At 46.6% G+C, this 17,696-nt stretch carries 12 protein-coding genes; 7 read left to right on the forward strand and 5 right to left on the reverse strand.

Annotated elements, in window-relative coordinates; genetic code table 11:
- Nucleotides 1–118 precede the first annotated feature (118 nt).
- Together AC1DP6_RS26000 and AC1DP6_RS26005 are read right to left on the reverse strand one after the other, a co-directional pair.
- Nucleotides 119–1,147: a hypothetical protein gene (locus tag AC1DP6_RS26000; RefSeq protein WP_477057455.1), complete on the reverse strand. Its 1,029-nt coding sequence runs from the start codon at nucleotides 1,145–1,147 to the stop codon at nucleotides 119–121.
- A 7-nt stretch (nucleotides 1,148–1,154) separates the two neighbouring features.
- Nucleotides 1,155–1,862, reverse strand: a complete 708-nt coding sequence (locus AC1DP6_RS26005; protein WP_477057456.1) for a TMEM175 family protein — start codon at nucleotides 1,860–1,862, stop codon at nucleotides 1,155–1,157.
- Between the two features lie 180 nt (nucleotides 1,863–2,042).
- Between AC1DP6_RS26005 and AC1DP6_RS26010 the strand changes: the two genes are divergently transcribed.
- The 4 genes from AC1DP6_RS26010 to AC1DP6_RS26025 are packed head-to-tail and all read left to right on the forward strand — an operon-like array spanning nucleotide 2,043 to nucleotide 8,545.
- Nucleotides 2,043–3,389 (forward strand): TolC family protein, encoded by a 1,347-nt coding sequence (locus AC1DP6_RS26010; protein WP_477057457.1) that lies wholly within the window; start codon nucleotides 2,043–2,045, stop codon nucleotides 3,387–3,389.
- A gap of 44 nt (nucleotides 3,390–3,433) precedes the next feature.
- On the forward strand, nucleotides 3,434–4,579 hold the full coding sequence (locus tag AC1DP6_RS26015; protein ID WP_477057458.1) for an efflux RND transporter periplasmic adaptor subunit: 1,146 nt from the start codon (nucleotides 3,434–3,436) through the stop codon (nucleotides 4,577–4,579).
- 23 nt (nucleotides 4,580–4,602) lie between these two features.
- Nucleotides 4,603–7,776 (forward strand): efflux RND transporter permease subunit, encoded by a 3,174-nt coding sequence (locus AC1DP6_RS26020; RefSeq protein ID WP_477057459.1) that lies wholly within the window; start codon nucleotides 4,603–4,605, stop codon nucleotides 7,774–7,776.
- 16 nt (nucleotides 7,777–7,792) lie between these two features.
- Entirely contained in the window at nucleotides 7,793–8,545 is a 753-nt protein-coding gene (locus AC1DP6_RS26025; protein ID WP_477057460.1) for a class I SAM-dependent methyltransferase, read from the forward strand.
- Between the two features lie 5 nt (nucleotides 8,546–8,550).
- Here AC1DP6_RS26025 and AC1DP6_RS26030 read toward each other — a convergent pair whose 3' ends face one another.
- Entirely contained in the window at nucleotides 8,551–11,478 is a 2,928-nt protein-coding gene (locus AC1DP6_RS26030) for an FAD-binding and (Fe-S)-binding domain-containing protein (protein WP_477057461.1), read from the reverse strand.
- 83 nt (nucleotides 11,479–11,561) lie between these two features.
- Entirely contained in the window at nucleotides 11,562–12,455 is an 894-nt protein-coding gene (locus AC1DP6_RS26035) for a DUF72 domain-containing protein (protein WP_441576247.1), read from the reverse strand.
- A 304-nt stretch (nucleotides 12,456–12,759) separates the two neighbouring features.
- Between AC1DP6_RS26035 and AC1DP6_RS26040 the strand changes: the two genes are divergently transcribed.
- The 3 genes from AC1DP6_RS26040 to AC1DP6_RS26050 are packed head-to-tail and all read left to right on the forward strand — an operon-like array spanning nucleotide 12,760 to nucleotide 16,972.
- Nucleotides 12,760–14,175 carry a glycogen synthase gene (locus AC1DP6_RS26040; protein ID WP_477057462.1) on the forward strand — a complete coding sequence of 472 codons (1,416 nt, stop codon included), beginning with the start codon at nucleotides 12,760–12,762 and terminating at the stop codon, nucleotides 14,173–14,175.
- Nucleotides 14,176–14,217: 42 nt separating this feature from the next.
- Nucleotides 14,218–15,489: a glucose-1-phosphate adenylyltransferase gene (locus AC1DP6_RS26045; protein WP_477057463.1), complete on the forward strand. Its 1,272-nt coding sequence runs from the start codon at nucleotides 14,218–14,220 to the stop codon at nucleotides 15,487–15,489.
- Nucleotides 15,490–15,502: 13 nt separating this feature from the next.
- Nucleotides 15,503–16,972, forward strand: coding sequence for a glycoside hydrolase family 130 protein (locus AC1DP6_RS26050; RefSeq protein WP_477057464.1), 1,470 nt, complete (start codon nucleotides 15,503–15,505; stop codon nucleotides 16,970–16,972).
- Nucleotides 16,973–17,064: 92 nt separating this feature from the next.
- Here the strand turns inward: AC1DP6_RS26050 and AC1DP6_RS26055 are convergent.
- Nucleotides 17,065–17,696: RagB/SusD family nutrient uptake outer membrane protein (locus tag AC1DP6_RS26055; protein WP_477057465.1), on the reverse strand; the 632-nt coding region annotated here is incomplete at its 5' end.

The raw sequence follows: 17,696 nt of genomic DNA on the forward strand, positions 1-17,696 counted from the left end.
GGAGCGTCTTCAGTGCTTGTCTTTGAACAGAATGAAACTGATTTTTATGATTTTATTGCTTTCCCATGAAAAAGTAAAAATGAGTTTCATCCTGTTCACAGACAAAAGCCGCAGGCTTTCACCCCCGCTTCATCCGTTTCTCTATCAACCGGCCCACCCACCAGAAGGAAATGGCCAGTATGCCAAAGAACAGTCCTTTGTTGGTATGGTCCCAGAGATATTCAAAGTAGCGGGTATAAAGATCCAGTAGAAGAAAAACAACGGCGAGGTCACGCAACAGGTCATCTTTCATACGGATGCCCAGTAGCAGCATGCCCACACATTGCAGGGTGTAAATGATTACCCACTGTAACAAATGTATCTGTCGTAGTTGCTGCCATTCGTCCCAGGTGCCACAGTTGCCGAAAATGGAGATGAGCCAGCCGGAAATGATGAACAGGAGCCAGCCGCCGCTCCAGGTAATATCTTTGATGGGGGCATATACTCTGAATAGACGTAACAACCAGGACGCCAGTACCAGCAAAGCGCCCAGCAGGGCCATGCGGCAGGGTAGGTTCATACCCAGGAAAAAAGAAGCATCCCCCGTAAGATAGTAGGTGAGCTTTACATAAGCCGGTATCAGGCACAACAGGGTAGCGGCCCACAACAGCCTCGAATGAAGCGTAATGGCCAGCACGCCGTAACAGGCGGTTGCCAGCAACCAGAAGGCACCATAGTTGCCATCGAAATAATTTACACTCTTGCCCAGGTATACCACGCTCACGCCTATACTAAGTACGGGCAACAGCCAGAAAAGTTCCCGGTTAAAAGAAAATACCGGCTGATGTTTATTACGCCGCCAGCCCTCATAACAAAGAAATATGGTCAGCCCGGCAAATAGCAAGGCAATCACACTATCTGTCAGCGAAAACTTTTTCCGGATGATCTCTATCCACTTTTCATCAAGCACCAGCGAGCCAAAAGCCATCAGTGCGCAGGAAATGGCAGCGATGAATATGTAAAGGGTAATTGTTTGCCAATCCGTACTCACTACTTTATAGCTTTGCTGCAGTTTACCTGCCTGCTCCTCCGTAATGAGCTGCTCTTTCTGCCAGGTGTTGATCGCCCGGCGGAGTAATTGTGCTTCCCTTTTGTCCAGTTCCATCATAGACGATCTATTCAGTTGGTTTCTCCACCCGGTGTACCAGGCGAAGGGTATTTCGTTTTTTTATCTTTAAACGGAAATAATTAAACAAACCCAGCGCCGGAATAATCATATAACTGACACACTGGTACGCAGTATTTTTCGGATACAGGAAATAGGTCATTGCAATAAAGGTAAAACCCGTTGCCATGGTGAGGAACCCGTATTTAAAGCGCTGGTATAATAACTCCTTCTCTGTATGATGCCCTTGTACTGCCAGGTTTGGATTTTTCTGGAAAACATAGTAGCTGATCCAGAATAAAGCCGCCAGACAGCCCGTGAGATTGCACAGATAGATAAAGAAGGGCAACATAAAATGAGCGCTCGTATGCAAAATCGCCGAAGTCGAAAATGGAAACGACACAATAAAAAATAAAAAGAAAAGATTGCGATGAATCAATCCTTCGTTGTAATTTTGGAGGAAGCGGCATAAATGAAGATGCCGGACCCAAAAGTTGCCAATAAATACAAAGCTGGCAGTAAACATCAGAAATTCAATAACAGTCGGCTGCAGCAGATCCCAGTAGCCGTTGGCAGGCATTTTTTCGGGAAGAACCGGCAATTTGATTTCAATAATCAGTAAAGTAATGGCAATGGCGAACACCGCATCGCTGAAAAGGATCAATCGTTCCAGCTCAAACTCACGATGAAGCGGTTTGGGTTCTTTTATAACAGACATAGACATAGTTAACAATAACTTTTCCGAAAGATACGAAAATAGCTATTAGCTGACAGCTATTAGCCTTTACCATGCATTTGCCGGATACTGCCTCCCGAAAAGAGACAATATCCGCTCAACCTTTTTACCTGTTTGTTGTTAAGTATTTATCAATCATCATATACTTTCAAAGTAATAAGTATGCATTGTCGTTTTTTCCTCTTCACCCTTCTTTTATTGTCAGGAATAACAGCAGCTTACGGGCAGGTGGATACTACACAGCCTGGCAGCTATGCTTATAATCTGGTCAATTGCATACAATACGGACTCGCTCATCAGAATGATGTGGTAAATGCCCGGCTGGATGTAGAATTCTCCCAGGAACAGATAAAAGAAGCTACCGGTAAGTTATTACCCCACGTAAATATTAACGGAAGTCTGGTAGATAACCTCAAACTACAGACCTCCCTGATTCCGGATATCGCCAGTGGTAACTACGATAAAAAGATCCCGGTGCAATTTGGCACCAAATGGTCTTCCGGGGTTACGGGTCAGGTAGACCAGGCCATTTTTAACAGTGATTACTTCCTGGGACTGAAAGCTTCCAGGGTGTATGGAGGCTTGTCGCAAAAGACCTATAAACGTACAGAAATAGACACCAGGGTRGCCATTACCAAAGCATATTATGCGGTGCTGGCCAATGAAGAAAATATCCGGCTGGCAAAATCCAATATGGCCCAGCTGAGCAAAACCCTCTCGGATACCAAAGCCCGTTACGATGTAGGCGTGGCAGAAAGGGTAGACGTAGACAGAATACAGGTGTCCTATAATAATGTGGTGACAGATATTGAAACCCAGATACGGGTTCTCGTATATACGATGCAGTTATTGAAGTTCCAGATGGGCATGCCGCAGGAAACAAAGCTCACCCTCACCGAAACAGTGCAGGACCTGAATGTGGACTCATTTATTTCAGATACCATTGATTACCAGGTGCAGGATAGAATTGAATACAGCATACAAACCACCCAGATTGCACTGAATGAACTGAACCTGAAAAGTAAGCGGCTGGGATATCTGCCCACGTTGAATGCTTATGTCAACTATGGATATAATTACTTCGCCTCCACTTTCGGAGACCTGTATAAAACCGGTTACGGTGCTTCTGCGCTTGGGTTAAGTCTTACCTGGCCCATTTTTGCCGGTACGGAAAGACTACATCAGATCCGGGAAAACAAGATAACATTAAAAAAGTCGCAAAATGACCTGGACTATCTGAGCCAACAGATCAAGCTGGATGTGACCAATGCTAATACCCTGTATCTAAACAACAGATCAAAGTTTGCAACACAGAAAACCAATATGGGGCTTACCCAGGGAATATACGATCGCATCGTACTCAAATTTGAACAGGGAGTGGCCACCAGTCTGGATGTTACCTCAGCAGAAAGTGACCTGAAACAGGCGCAGGTTGATTATGTGCAGGCCCTGCTGAATACACTGATCAGTAAAACAGAACTCGATAAAGCCATGGGCAAAATTAAATAAGCAGTTAGCTTTTTTGTATTCGTAATTCGCAATTAATTTCTCATATGTATCTAATAAATAACAAGCGGACCTTTTATGTGGCAGGAATGATACTCTGTGTAGCCTGTGGCAACAGCAAAAAGCAACAGCAGCAGGCCGCTATGATGGGGAAGATGAAACCTACGGTGGTAGCTGCGGAAGTGATTCCTGCCGTTTATACTGTGGCAGAAAAATTTCCTGCTACCCTTCTGGCTCATGATGTAGTGGAACTCCGCCCGGATGTTTCCGGCTACCTCGAAGCCATCCGGGTGCAAGACGGTAGTAACGTTACCAAAGGGCAGGCATTATATGATATAGACAGAAGCCGTGCTGCCGCTGCATATGGTCAGGTAGCCGCTACCCAGCAACAGGCGGAAGCCGATCTGGCACAGAAAACACGTGATTACGAAAGATATAAGTCCCTGCTGGAGCATGATGCTATCTCCAAACAAACGGTAGACCAGGCCTACACAGCCATGCTGACATCGCAGGCCAATGTGGCCGCCGCCAAAGCATCTGTGGCCAAAGCGGGTACGGACGTGAACCATGCCATCGTAAAAGCACCGGTAACCGGTAAAATAGGTATCGTCCAGATTAAAGTAGGGGATATCGTGAATGCCGGCCAAACACTGATCAACACCATCGTCAACGAACATCCCATGTTTGCCGATATGGATATTCCACAGTCCCGGCTGCCGGAATTTCTCCGCATTCAGAAAGGACAGGGAGATGAAAAATTCTTTATTCAGTTTGGTGATGGTACCCGATACGGAGAAGAAGGAAAAGTGCTGACGATCAATAATATCGTTGATGCCCAAACCGGAACTGTTCGTGTGCGGCTTGTGTTTCAGAACAAAGATGATATGCTGAAATCAGGTATGAGCATCGTGGTAGTGATGCAGTATGGTACACCGGCTACCCAGCTGGCTATCCCTGCTAAAGCGATGATCCAGAATTTATCTGAAACCAGCGTGTATACGATCAGCAAAGACAATGTGATTGGGGCCCGGGATATTGTGCCTGGAGCCATTACCGATACCATGCTGTTGATCAACAGCGGATTGAAAGCCGGCGATAGGATAGTGGTGGAAGGTATACAGCGGGTGAAACCCGGAGACACTGTCAATATTGCGGGAGCAGGAGCACCTGCAGGAGCACCGGCAGGAAAATAATAATACTAAATCACCATCACAGTATGATCTCAAAAACATTTATAGAGCGCAAGAATACTACTATCGTAATTGCTATCATCATTGTGATTGTAGGGCTCATCTGCATGTTTAACCTACCTATTGCGCAGTTGCCGGATATAGCACCACCCGTAACAGATGTCAGGGCCAATTACGTAGGAGCCAACTCCACTACGGTAGAAGAAACAGTGACCACTCCCATAGAAAACCAGGTAAACGGTACCCCCGGCGCCATGTATATTCAGTCCGTGAGTGCCAACGATGGATCTATGAGTATTACCGTCACCTTTAACCTGGGTACCAATCCCGATATCTCTACGCTGGATGTACAAAACCGTGTGAGCCTGGCGTTGCCAAGTACACCGGATGAAGTACGGCGTGTAGGCGTAACGGTGAAGAAGCGGTCCAACGATATGTTGATGGTAATTGCGTTAAACTCTCCCAAAGGAAAGCACTCCCGCGAGTTCCTGGATAACTACATGAACATTTACCTGAAACCTGAGCTGGCACGTATTGTAGGAGTAGGTGATGTGAATGCTTTCTCACAGGATTATAGTATGCGCATATGGCTGAACCCTGATAAGATGGCCGCCCTCGGCCTGACTGCAGGTGATATCGCCGCTGCTATCAGCGAACAAAACCAACAGGTACCTGCCGGTAGTGTTGGTGCACCACCCATGAGTCATTCACAGGCATTTGAATATACGGTAAGTGTGAGAGGCCGTTTGGCTACTTCAGATGAATTCGGCAACGTAGTAGTGGCTAAAAGTAAAAACGGCAGCCTGGTCAGACTGCGGGACGTAGCCCGTATCAACCTCGGATCTTTTACCTATTCCATTGAAGCAAAAGCAGATGGTAAAACAGGTAGTGGTATGGCAATTTACCTGTCTCCCGGCGCCAATGCGCTGGATGTAAACGACAAGGTAATGGCCAAGATGGGGGATATGGCAAAGAATTTTCCGGAAGATGTGAACTGGCTGGTGCCTTTTGAAACCACGTCCTTTGTGCGGATCTCTATTGAGGAAGTAATCCAGACATTTATCGAAGCCCTGATCCTCGTGGTGATTGTGGTATTTATATTCTTACAGAACTGGCGGGCCACACTTATTCCTATCCTGGTAATTCCGATTTCCCTGATAGGTACCTTTATATTTTTCCAGCTACTCGGCTTTTCCATCAATACCCTGACTCTGTTTGGTTTTGTGCTGGCCATCGGTATTGTGGTGGATGACGCCATTGTGGTGGTGGAGGCAGTGCAGCATCATATTGATGCTGACCTGATGTCGCCCCGGGATGCCACCTTTAAGGCCATGTCGGAGGTACAGGGACCGGTAATCGCCATCGCACTCATCCTGGCAGCGGTATTTGTGCCCGTGGCATTCATTCCTGGTGTAAGCGGACGATTGTATCAGCAGTTTGCCTTAACGATCGCCTTTTCCGTGTTGTTGTCGGCATTCCTGGCGCTGACCTTTACACCTGCATTGACGGCCATCCTGTTAAGACCTGCACACCTTACGCAAAAATCACATGGTCTGAATAAGATCTTCTTTAAATTTAATGAATGGTTTACGCGGGTAACCAATAACTATGGAAAAGGCGTGATGTTCTCTATCCGCAAAACTCCGGTGGTACTCATTATCATGGGAATCATATTTGCCGTAGCCTTTTTCCTCTTCAAGAAAACACCAACTACCTTTGTGCCCCAGGAAGATATGGGCGCCCTGTATATAGCACTGGAACTGCCGGAGGCCTCTTCTACAGAAAGAACAAAAGAAGTGGTAGCACAGATCAGTGATATTTTGTTGAAAGATAGTGCCGTTATACATTTCTTCGGCATCACCGGTATCAACTTCGTGGCCAATGCCACCAAACCTAACTCCGGTACTTTTTTCGTGAGCCTCAAGCCATGGGATGAACGTTATAAGCATGGCGACAATATAGGCACTGTATTAGGCCGTATACAAATGGCGACCAGCAGAATTATAGGGGCCAATATTATTTGTATTCCGGCACCTACGCTGCGTGGTTTGGGTACTTCGGGAGGGTTCTCCTTTATATTGGAACAACGAAGTAATCCGGACATCAATCAGTTCCTGCAGGTAATGGGGCAGTTCCTCATGGCAGCCAATCAGCGGCCGGAAATTGCCAGGGCATATGCTTTCTTCAGCGCCAATACCCCACAGTTTAATGTGGATGTAGACCGCGATAAATGTAAGCAACTCGGTGTAGCCGTAAGCGATGTATTTAATGCGCTGCAGACATTCCTCGGGGGGCTCTACGTTAATGACTTTACGAAGTTCAGCCGTAGCTTCCGCGTGGTGTTGCAGGCAGATTCATTATACCGTACCAGCATCAATAACCTGAGTACGTATTATGTCAGAAATAACACGGGGTCGATGGTGCCGCTCAGCGCACTGATCACCACAAAAAAATCAGCAGGTGCGCCGGTAATCAATCACTTTAACCTGTATCGTTCCGTTGAAATTGATGGAGATAGTAAAACAGGCTATAGCAGTGGTGATGCCATCAATGCACTGAAAGAGGTGGCGGCTAAAGTATTGCCTGAAAACTTTGGTTACGAGTGGGCCAACGTATCATTACAGGAAATTGAAGCAGGTAACAGTAGTGTGCTCATCTTCGCTTTATCTATCCTGTTTGTATTCCTGTTGCTCACCGCCTTGTATGAAAGCTGGTCGGTTCCGTTCTCCGTATTGCTGGCGGTACCTATTGCATTATTTGGCTCTATCCTGGCACTGTCGTTAACCAAACAGGCCAATAGCGTATACTCTCAGATTGGTTTGATTACCCTGATTGGTCTGGCTGCGAAAAATGCCATCCTGATCGTTGAGTTCTGTAAAGAGCGTGTAGACAGGGGGATGCCATTGCTGGACGCTACGCTGGAAGCGGTGAAGCTGCGTTTACGTCCTATTCTCATGACTTCCTTTGCCTTCATATTAGGGGTGTTGCCACTGTGTCTGGCGAAAGGTGCAGGTGCTGCTTCCCGTGTTAATATAGGCTTCACCGTAGTAGGAGGTATGCTGGCCGCTACTTTACTGGGTATTTTCACGGTACCGGTATTGTATGTACTCATCACCAAGATGGCTTATGGCAAAAAGAAACTGGCCGACCTGGAAGCGAATGGTAATGAAGACAAGAAACCTAAAGGTTTAGGAGAATAACCCTAACTTCATTATCATGAAAAATACGGAACGTTTTAGCACACGGGTAGATAACTATGTAAAATACCGGCCGCATTATCCTGCGGCCATTATTCCATATCTGGCTACAGAAGTGGGTTTAACACGCGATACCATCGTGGCGGATATTGGCGCCGGTACCGGCATCTCTGCCCAGCCTTTCCTCGATAACGGTAACAAGGTGTATGCGATAGAACCCAATGCAGAAATGAGGGAGAAGTCGCAGCAATTACTGCAACGCTATCCGGGATTTTCCGCATTGGCCGGTTCAGCAGAACATACCACCCTGCCCGCAGCATCTATAGACCTGATTGTTGCGGGTACCGCTTTTCACTGGTTTGATCAAACCGCTACCGCTGCGGAATTCAGACGCATAGGCCGCAAAGAAGCCCATGTTGTACTGATGTGGAACGTAAGACAGGCGGAACTGCCTTTCGAAAAGGGCTACGAAAAGCTTCTGCACCAGTTTGGTACCGATTATAAAGACATGCAACACAGAAACGTAGGGACGTCACAGTTAGCCGCGTTTTTTCAGCCCGACACCATCCACGAAAAGACTTTTCAAAATGCACAGATCTTCGATTTTGCCGCGCTGAAAGGACGACTGTTGTCTTCTTCCTATGCGCCTGAAAAAGGCCACCCTGTGTATGAAGACATGATCAAAGCCCTGGAAGACCTGTTCTGGAAATACCAGGAACAGGGCATGGTGAAGTTTCATTATGAAACGAAGGTGTATACAGGAAAGGTCTGAACGCGCTATACCAGACTATTATACAATATCTCCACCGGATGCAACGCTTTCACCCCTGTTCCATCTTTTACCTGGTGTCTGCAACTGGTGCCCGGAGCGGCAATGATAGTACCGGTGGCAGCATTACGCACCGCCGGGAACAACACCATTTCACCTATTTGCATACTCAGGTCATAGTGCTCTTTTTCATAGCCGAAAGACCCCGCCATACCGCAACAACCGGAAGGAATTACTTCCACAGAATAGTTCTGCGGCAGTGACAACATTTTTTTACTATGCAGTGCAGACGACAACGCTTTTTGCTGACAGTGGCCATGTAGTTTGATATGCTGTTTATCGCTGGTAAACTGTGCGGCAGTGATATGTCCTTTGTCTGCTTCTGCTGCCAGGAATTCGTCTATCAGGTACACATGCTTTGCCAGTGCTTTGGCGGCTGTGCGTAAATTTTCACGTACCAGGTCTGGGTATTCATCCCGGAAACTCAGTATGGCAGAAGGTTCTACGCCGAGCAGCGGTATGTTTTCGTTAATAACGTTGCTGAATATACGAACATTATTTTCTGCATATTCGCGCGCTTTGCGCAGCAGTCCTTTCGACATATAAGCACGGGCACTTTCCGGATGTGCAATCATTTGAACATCATAGCCCAGGCGATGCAGCAGTTGTACGGCTTTGATACCAATAGCAGTATCATTATAGTTGGTGAACTCGTCACAGAAAAGATACACTTTTTTGTTACCGGTAGCACCTTGCTTTTCTTTGGGCCATTTTTCGTTGAACCATTTACGTAAGGTGGTGTGGTGCAGGCCTGGTAAAGAGCGTTTCGCGGCAAAGCCGGCGAATTTACGGATGATGCCTCCGGTAAAAGAATTATTGATCATGGCATTGTATACTCCCGGTGCAATAGCTGCCAGTGCAGATAATTTGGAGTAGTTGCCGATCATTTTAGCCCGCATCGGTACGCCGTTGGCATCATAATAATGCTGCAGGAATTCCATCTTCAGTTTGGCCATATCCACATTGGAAGGGCATTCTGATTTGCAGCCTTTACAAGCGAGACAAAGGTCCAGCACCTCATAAATTTCTTTATGATCAAAGCGGTTTTCTTTGTTGCTATGTGTCAGGAATTCGCGGAGGATATTGGCCCTGGCGCGGGTGGTATCTTTTTCATTCCGTGTAGCCATATAGCTGGGACACATGGTGCCGCCGCTCAGTTGTGTTTTACGGCAATCACCGGAGCCGTTGCACTGCTCGGCATGTTGCAGCATGGTTTGTTGCGGGAAATGAAAGATGGTTTTTATTTCCGGTACCTGTTGTCCCGGCTCGTAGCGCAACATACTATTCATAGACGGTGTGTCTACGATCTTGTTGGGATTGAAAATGTTTTCCGGATCCCAGGTATATTTAATTTGTCGTAGTAGTTCATAGTTTTTGTCGCCGACCATCTGTTTGATGAATTCGCCCCGAAGCCGGCCATCACCATGTTCTCCACTGAGGGAGCCATTGTACTTTTTAACGAGGGTGGCAATTTCTTCGGCGATTTTGCGGAACAGTAAATTTCCTTCTTCTGTTTTCAGGTTGATGATGGGACGGAGGTGAATTTCACCGCTACCGGCATGTGCGTAGTGGACGGCGTACAGTTTATATTGCTGCAGGATATCGTTGAAATCACGGATAAAGTCAGGCAGATCTTCTACTGCTACGGCGGTGTCTTCAATCACCGGCACGGCTTTTTCATCGCCGGGCAGGTTGCTGAGCAGGCCCAGACCCGCTTTGCGGAGTGCCCATATTTTTTTGCTGTCGTCGCCGAAGAGGAGGGGAAAGTGGTAACCGAGTCCTGCTGCGCGCAGGGTGGCTTCCAGTCTGCCGGCAATCTCCACTACTTCTTCGCGGGTGTTGCGGCAAAACTCCACTACCAGGATAGCGCCGGGATCTCCCTGCACAAAGAAGCGGTTTTTGCTTTGCTCGATATTATCCTTGGTACATTCCAGTATATAATGGTCAATCAGCTCGCTGGCGCTGGGTTTGTATTCCATCACCAGGATGTTGGCGCGGAGTGACTCATCAATATTATTGAAGTGAATGCAGATCAGGCCTGTTTCTTTGGGAGGCAGGGGATCTACATGCAGTTTTATTTCTGTCAGAAAAGCCAGGGTACCTTCAGAGCCTGCTATCAGCTTGCAGAAGTTGAAATCTTCTGTGCCGGCGGTGAAGGGGCTGGTATCCAGCAGCATGTCTACCGCGTAGCCGGTATTGCGGCGGGGAATGCTTTTCTTTGGGAACTCTTTCCTGATCTCGGTTTGGTAGCTGTGGTTACTCAGCGTGCTACGGATCTGTTTATAGATTTTCGTTTCCAGGGTATCCGGGCCTTCGCATTTCTGGTGGAAGCTTTCGGCGTCCATGCTGCCAAAGGTCACTTCTTCGCCGTTGCTCAGCAGGGCTTTTACTTCCAGGAGGTGTTCGCGGGTGCTGCCATATACCACGGAGTTGGAGCCGCAGGAGTTGTTGCCTACCATGCCACCTATCATGGCGCGGTTGGCCGTGGAGGTTTCCGGGCCAAAGTAAAAGCCATGTGGTTTCAGGAACATGTTGAGTTCATCGCGGATCACACCCGGCTGTACACGTACCCAGCCTTCTTCTTTATTAAATTCCAGTATGTTGGTAAAGGTGCGGGATACGTCGGTAATGATTCCGTTGCCCACTACTTGTCCGGCGAGTGAGGTGCCGGCCGTACGTGGGATCAGGGAGGTTTTATTTTCACGCGCAAAGCTGATCAGTGTCTTCAGATCATCGATATGCTGCGGAATAGCTACTGCCAGCGGCATTTCACGGTATGCCGATGCATCAGTGGCATAAAGTGTTCGCATGGTATCGTCTGTATAAAGCTTGCCTTTCAGTTGCTGGGCCAATTGCTCTAGCTTGTCGCGCATCATTTTTAGTACCGGTTTTGAAAGGGCGAAATTAATATTTCAGTCCGGCTTTTTCATGCCTTGTAATGTATTCGTCAAAAAAAGCACTATTCTTTTACAAATTGGGGCTTTTTTACTTGTAGGCCGCAAACTGCTTCCAGCTTATCAATCAGGTATACGGCCAGCTCTGGGGATTTGGCTTCGTCGTGCATGTGCATGAAAAAATATACTTCCTTCAAACCGTTGTCCAGCCAATATTTGATGCGGTTGGCCCAGTCATCGATCCGGGTATAATCCGTAGGATGCAGGCTATTGCCTACAAACCGGATAAATATTTTGGGGATGGTCAGGTACATATGTGCCACATCCCTTCTGCCGGCGGTGTCGGTGATAATGATGCCTACATTGAGTTCCCGGAGCTTTTCAAATAGTTCCAGGCGTACGGCTTCATCTTCATACCAGGCTTTATGCCGCAGTTCTACAAAAAACTGCAGGTCTTTCGGCAGGGAGGCGAGGTATTCGTATAGGTATTCCCGTTTGGCCGGGCCATATTTATCACTCAATTGTAAAAAAATAGGTCCCAGGTGGGAACCGAATGCCAGCACGCCTTCCAGGAAAGAAGTGGTTTTGTCGCCCGCGCTTACCAGGTTGCTGAAATGACTGATGCTTTGAGGTACTTTGGGGCAGAACTTAAAATCCATGCCCTGGGCTTTTACATCCCATTTGGAAATGGTAGCCGGTCCATATATCTGGTAATGGGTGGCATTGAGTTCTATGCTGTTGAAGTGTTTTACATATTCCCCGAGGAAATCGGCCTCCTTGGTACCTTTGGGATATATTTTTCCTATCCATTCCTTTCTGCCCCATTTGGCACAGCCCAGGTAGGCCAGCGGTTTTTTGACAGGCTTGCCTTTCAATACCTTCTTATTAAATGCAGGTTCTGCAGGCAATTTAAAATCGATGTCTGATAATTCGGGAGTAGGAACACGACCAAAATCCATAACAGGCGCTTTTAGAGGATGAACACATGACAATAACGAATACAAATATACGACCCTGGTTTTTTATCTGGTGTGGGATCAAGCATTATAAAGAGATGGCAAAGAGGAGCGAAGTCAGATGATAAAATATTTATAGTTGTCTTTCTGCATCTTTTTAAATCATACAAAATCAAAAAGAATCCGGTCAAACCTGAAAATCTATCTAACTGGTTGCCGGAAAAATTCACGTTAAAATAAATTCCGTCTCCCCCTTTGTTTTCTTATTTTTCCAAGGTAACTTAATAAAGATTATCAATTATTTAGCATGGAGATTTTACACATTAGCGCGGAATGTTACCCGGTAGCCAAGGTAGGTGGACTAGGTGATGTGGTGGGGGCATTACCCAAATATCAGCACCAGTTAGGAAATTTTGCCAAGGTAGTGGTGCCCGCCTACCGGACAAAGTATTATGACACCCACGAATTTGATGTGGTACATCAGGCTGGTATGTGGCTGGGGCACGACTGGTACCATTTCAACGTATTAAAAGAACGCAGCAACGAACTGGGTTTCGACCTGTACCTGGTGGATATTCCCGGTTTGCTCGATACCCCTGGTGTATATGGCTACCCAAATGATACAGAACGCTTTCTGGCCTTCCAGGTGGCTGTGCTGGACTGGATCAACGAATGGCAGCATCAGCCGGATGTGATCCATTGCCACGATCATCATACCGGGTTAATCCCTTTTCTGTTGAATTATTGTTACAAATATGCCCGGCTGAAAGATATTCCTTCAGTACTGACTATTCATAATGCACAATACCAGGGCCAGTTTGGATGGGATAAGCTGTACCTGCTCCCGTCTTTTGACTTGTGGAAGGCAGGCTTACTGGATTGGGGCGGGGCCATAAATCCGTTGGCAGCGGCTATCAAATGTGCCTGGCGCGTGACCACTGTTTCGCCGGGTTACCTGGAAGAACTGTTTTATAACGCCAATGGCCTCGAAAGCCTGATCAGCCAGGAAAAAGCGAAGATGGTAGGGATTCTGAATGGAATTGATACCCTGGTATGGGATCCCGCCACTGACCACATGCTGGCCCGGAATTTTGATATTGATACCGCTGTAGCCGGTAAAGAAGAAAATAAACAATTGCTGTGTGAGCGCTTCGGACTGGATGCCTCTTTGCCGCTGATCTCTTTTATAGGCAGACTGGTAGGAGATAAGGGGGCAGACCTGTTACCTGAAATCATTGGGCGCTCGCTGCACGAACTGCCGGGAGAAGTCAGCTTCCTCGTTCTGGGGAGTGGGGAACCACATATTGAGTGGTCATTGCAGCAAACGCGTCAGTTGGTGAGCTATGGTTTCAATGTACATATCGGGTACGATGAATCTTTATCCCAYCTTATTTATGCGGGCAGTGATTTTCTGCTGATGCCCTCACGGGTAGAGCCTTGCGGGCTGAATCAGATGTATGCCCTGCGTTATGGAACGGTTCCGATGGTGCGCAGCACCGGGGGATTGAAAGATACTGTCACAGACTTTGGAGATAAAGATGGGGTGGGGATTCGCTTTAACCAGGCAGGTGTCTGGGATGTTTGTTACTCGGTTAAACGGGCGATAGAATTGTATCATGATGCCACGCATCTGGAGGAAGTACGTTGGAGAGGCATGAACATTGATCATTCCTGGGGCAGTTCTGCACAACGTTACATTGACATGTACAGCAGTATGAAATAGTTTAGAATATTGAATGATGACTTTCTAAAACCAATTCCCATTATGACTAACGATGTAATATCCATTATTCTCGGAGGAGGGGCCGGCACCCGCCTGTATCCGCTTACCCGTCGCCGTTCAAAACCAGCGGTGCCTTTAGCCGGTAAATACAGACTGGTGGATATTCCCATCTCCAATTGTTTGAATGCTGAACTGAACCGCATCTTTGTATTGACACAGTTTAATTCGGCCTCCCTGAACAAACATATCAAGAACACTTATCACTTCAGCAATTTTGATAAGGGATTCGTGGATATCCTGGCAGCTGAACAAACGCCCGATAACCCTACCTGGTACCAGGGTACAGCGGATGCGGTAAGACAATGTATTCATCACATGGAGAACTTTGAGTTTGAATACATACTCATTTTATCCGGTGACCAGTTGTACCAGATGGATTTTAAGAAGATGATCCGGCACCACATCGACACCCGTGCGGAGATCTCTATTGCCACCATTCCGGTAAATGCCAGGGATGCTTCTGATTTTGGTATTCTTAAGGAAGATGACAAAGGCGCTATCGTTTCCTTTACCGAGAAGCCTTCCCAGGCTGTTTTGCCACCGTGGGCTTCCGAAGTAAGTGAAGAAATGCACAAAGAAGGCCGTGTATACCTGGCCAGCATGGGGATCTATATCTTCAACAGACAGGTACTTTTTGATATGCTCAATGACCAGCCGGAAGCTGCGGACTTTGGTAAACAGCTCATTCCACAGGCTATTGAAGCCAAACGGAGGATCTTCAGCTACCAGTATGAAGGCTATTGGACAGACATCGGTAATATCGAGTCGTTTTTCGAAGCCAATATCGGGCTGACTGATGAAATCCCTTTATTTAACCTCTTTGACGAATCTCAAACCATCTATTCCAGGGCCAGAATGCTGCCTCCGGCAAAAATTTCCGGTACCATGGAGAAAACAATGATTGCAGATGGTTGTATTATAATGGCAAACCGCCTCGAAAGGGTAGTGGTAGGTATACGTACCCGGATCGGCAAAGGCTCTGAAATCAGTAATGCCTATATTATGGGTAGCGACTACTATCAGACCCTGGAAGAAATTGAAAATGCCAGGGCGGAAGGACGACCTACCATGGGCATTGGAGAGAACTGTATTATTAATAACGCCATCATCGATAAAAACTGCAGCATCGGAAACGGCGTACATATAAATGGCGGGAAACACTTGGCTGATGGGGACTTTGAGAAATATACGGTGAAAGACGGCATTGTTGTTGTTAAAAAGGGAGTTGTCCTGGAAGACGGATTCAGTATTTAACAAAACGAAAAACATGCGATTGTCAATAGAGCGGAAATCCACAAAGATTTATCCTGATCTGAAGCGCGTAGTAGCGAGATTTTTTTTCAATGGAGAGGCCAGGGCTAAATCTATCATTCAATTGGTAGCTGCTATGAGCGATCCGGAGGTAGACATAACGATTATGCCTATACTAAGAGAATTTTCCCGACGCCACAGGAATATTACCCGAATTTTTGAAAGACATGCAGACCGGCTGCGACACCTGTATCCCGGCTTGCAGATTGATTATGAAGGACTGTCGCTTAAACGGAAATTACTGACAGGCTCCTATTTTACCAACGAATATTCTATTGAATCTGCTGCTTTTTTTAATCCCTCCCTCATCGAAGATGTAGATCAGAGCGGTTTGGAAGAAGGACAGAAACGTGTGATTATGAGCTTCCGCGCCGTGGGAGAAGGACACGTGTCCTCCATTGCCTTCAGGTCTGGTATCATTGATAAGAACAATGAAATTTCCCTGATAGCTCCGGGCAATTACGTAGATGAAGCGGAAATTATCCGCAACTGCATCTACCGGAAAAATACTTTTTTCCAGAACGCTGCTTCTATCAGGTTGCCTGATTCAGTCATGCAGGAAGTACAAAATAGCCTCCCCGACCAGTTTGAATACCTCGCCCTCAAGAAAGTGATCCGGGAAATGCAGCAGCGTTTCCAGGTAGATCACCTGCTGAAAAAAGGACTGGAAAGGATTTTATGGTTGGCAGATTCTTATTATGAGCTGAATTTTTCTCTGGATACAGATCTGTCCGATCGTGTTATTTTTCCCTACTCTGATGCAGAAAGCAGGGGGATAGAAGATGCCCGCTTTGTGAAGTATACCAGCGAAAACGGTAGTATCACCTACTACGCTACGTATACCGCTTATGATGGAATTACTATCCAGCCGAAGCTGCTGCAAACGAAAGACTTTTATAATTTCAAGATCATGCCACTGTATGGGGAAGGCGCACAGAACAAGAACCTGGCGCTGTTTCCACGCAAAATAAACGGCAAATATGTTATGATCTCCCGTATTGATGGTATCAATGGATATATTATGTATTCGGATAAAATTAATATCTGGGAAAACCCGCAAATACTGCATACACCTAAATATGCGTGGGAATTTGTACAGGTAGGTAACTGCGGCTCTCCCATTGAAACACCGGAAGGGTGGCTGGTGATTACACATGGAGTAGGACCTATGCGTACGTATTGCATTGGTGCCAGTCTCCTGGACCTGGAAAACCCGGGCATAGAAATAGGTCGCTTACGTGAGCCCCTGCTGATGCCCAATAAGGACGAACGCGAAGGATATGTTCCCAACGTACTGTACTCCTGCGGGTCTATGATCCACAACGATGAACTCATTATTCCGTATGGCTTGTCCGATTATGCTTCCGGATTTGCCACCGTAAACCTCGAGAAATTGCTGTCGCAGATAAAAGCGGACGGCGTATAGATAACCGTTATTTGTTAAAAGGGGGGATCTCAAAATTGCTTTGAGATCCCCCCTTTTTTTCTAACTACCGGTCAAACCACTTAAATGAAAAGTTATTGCAGGGGATCGAATTCTCCACCCCAGTTACTATTTTGTTTGAACAATGGATTCCTGTCCAGAATGGATTTTGGAATACCGTAAATGTAATATTGATCCTTGATGGCTATGTTAACCGCATCTGTTGGAATAACAGTAGAAGTAAATTTGTTCCATACCGTGTTTATATCCGACATAGGGCTTACATCCGATTGTCCGGGTTTCAGCAACACCGCGATTCCATGGCGTTGGGTAAGCGCTCTCAGGTAATCAAACATTTTCCAGCGGCGTAAATCATTCATGCGTTTGCCTTCAAAACAAAACTCAATAAAACGTTCTTTTTGATACGCCTTGCGCACATCAGGCTGCAGCACGGCTGTAATACCATAGTTACCGGCAATGCCTGCCAACACACCTGCGCGGGCCCTGATTTGTTTTAATATATCCAGTGCTACTGCAGTGTTGCCTGTTTCATTGGCGCATTCACCATAATTCATTAATACTTCAGCATAACGGATTTCAACCCAATCAACGCCTGCATTGCTAACAGTGCCTTTATCAATCGTTTTATCAATTGCTTTTATGCGGTAAAAACTTGAGTTAGACCATAAGGGGTCCAGTGTTATTGGGTTATGTACTCCTTCAAGAC

It is taken from the genome of Chitinophaga sp. 01L420, from assembly GCF_056399985.1.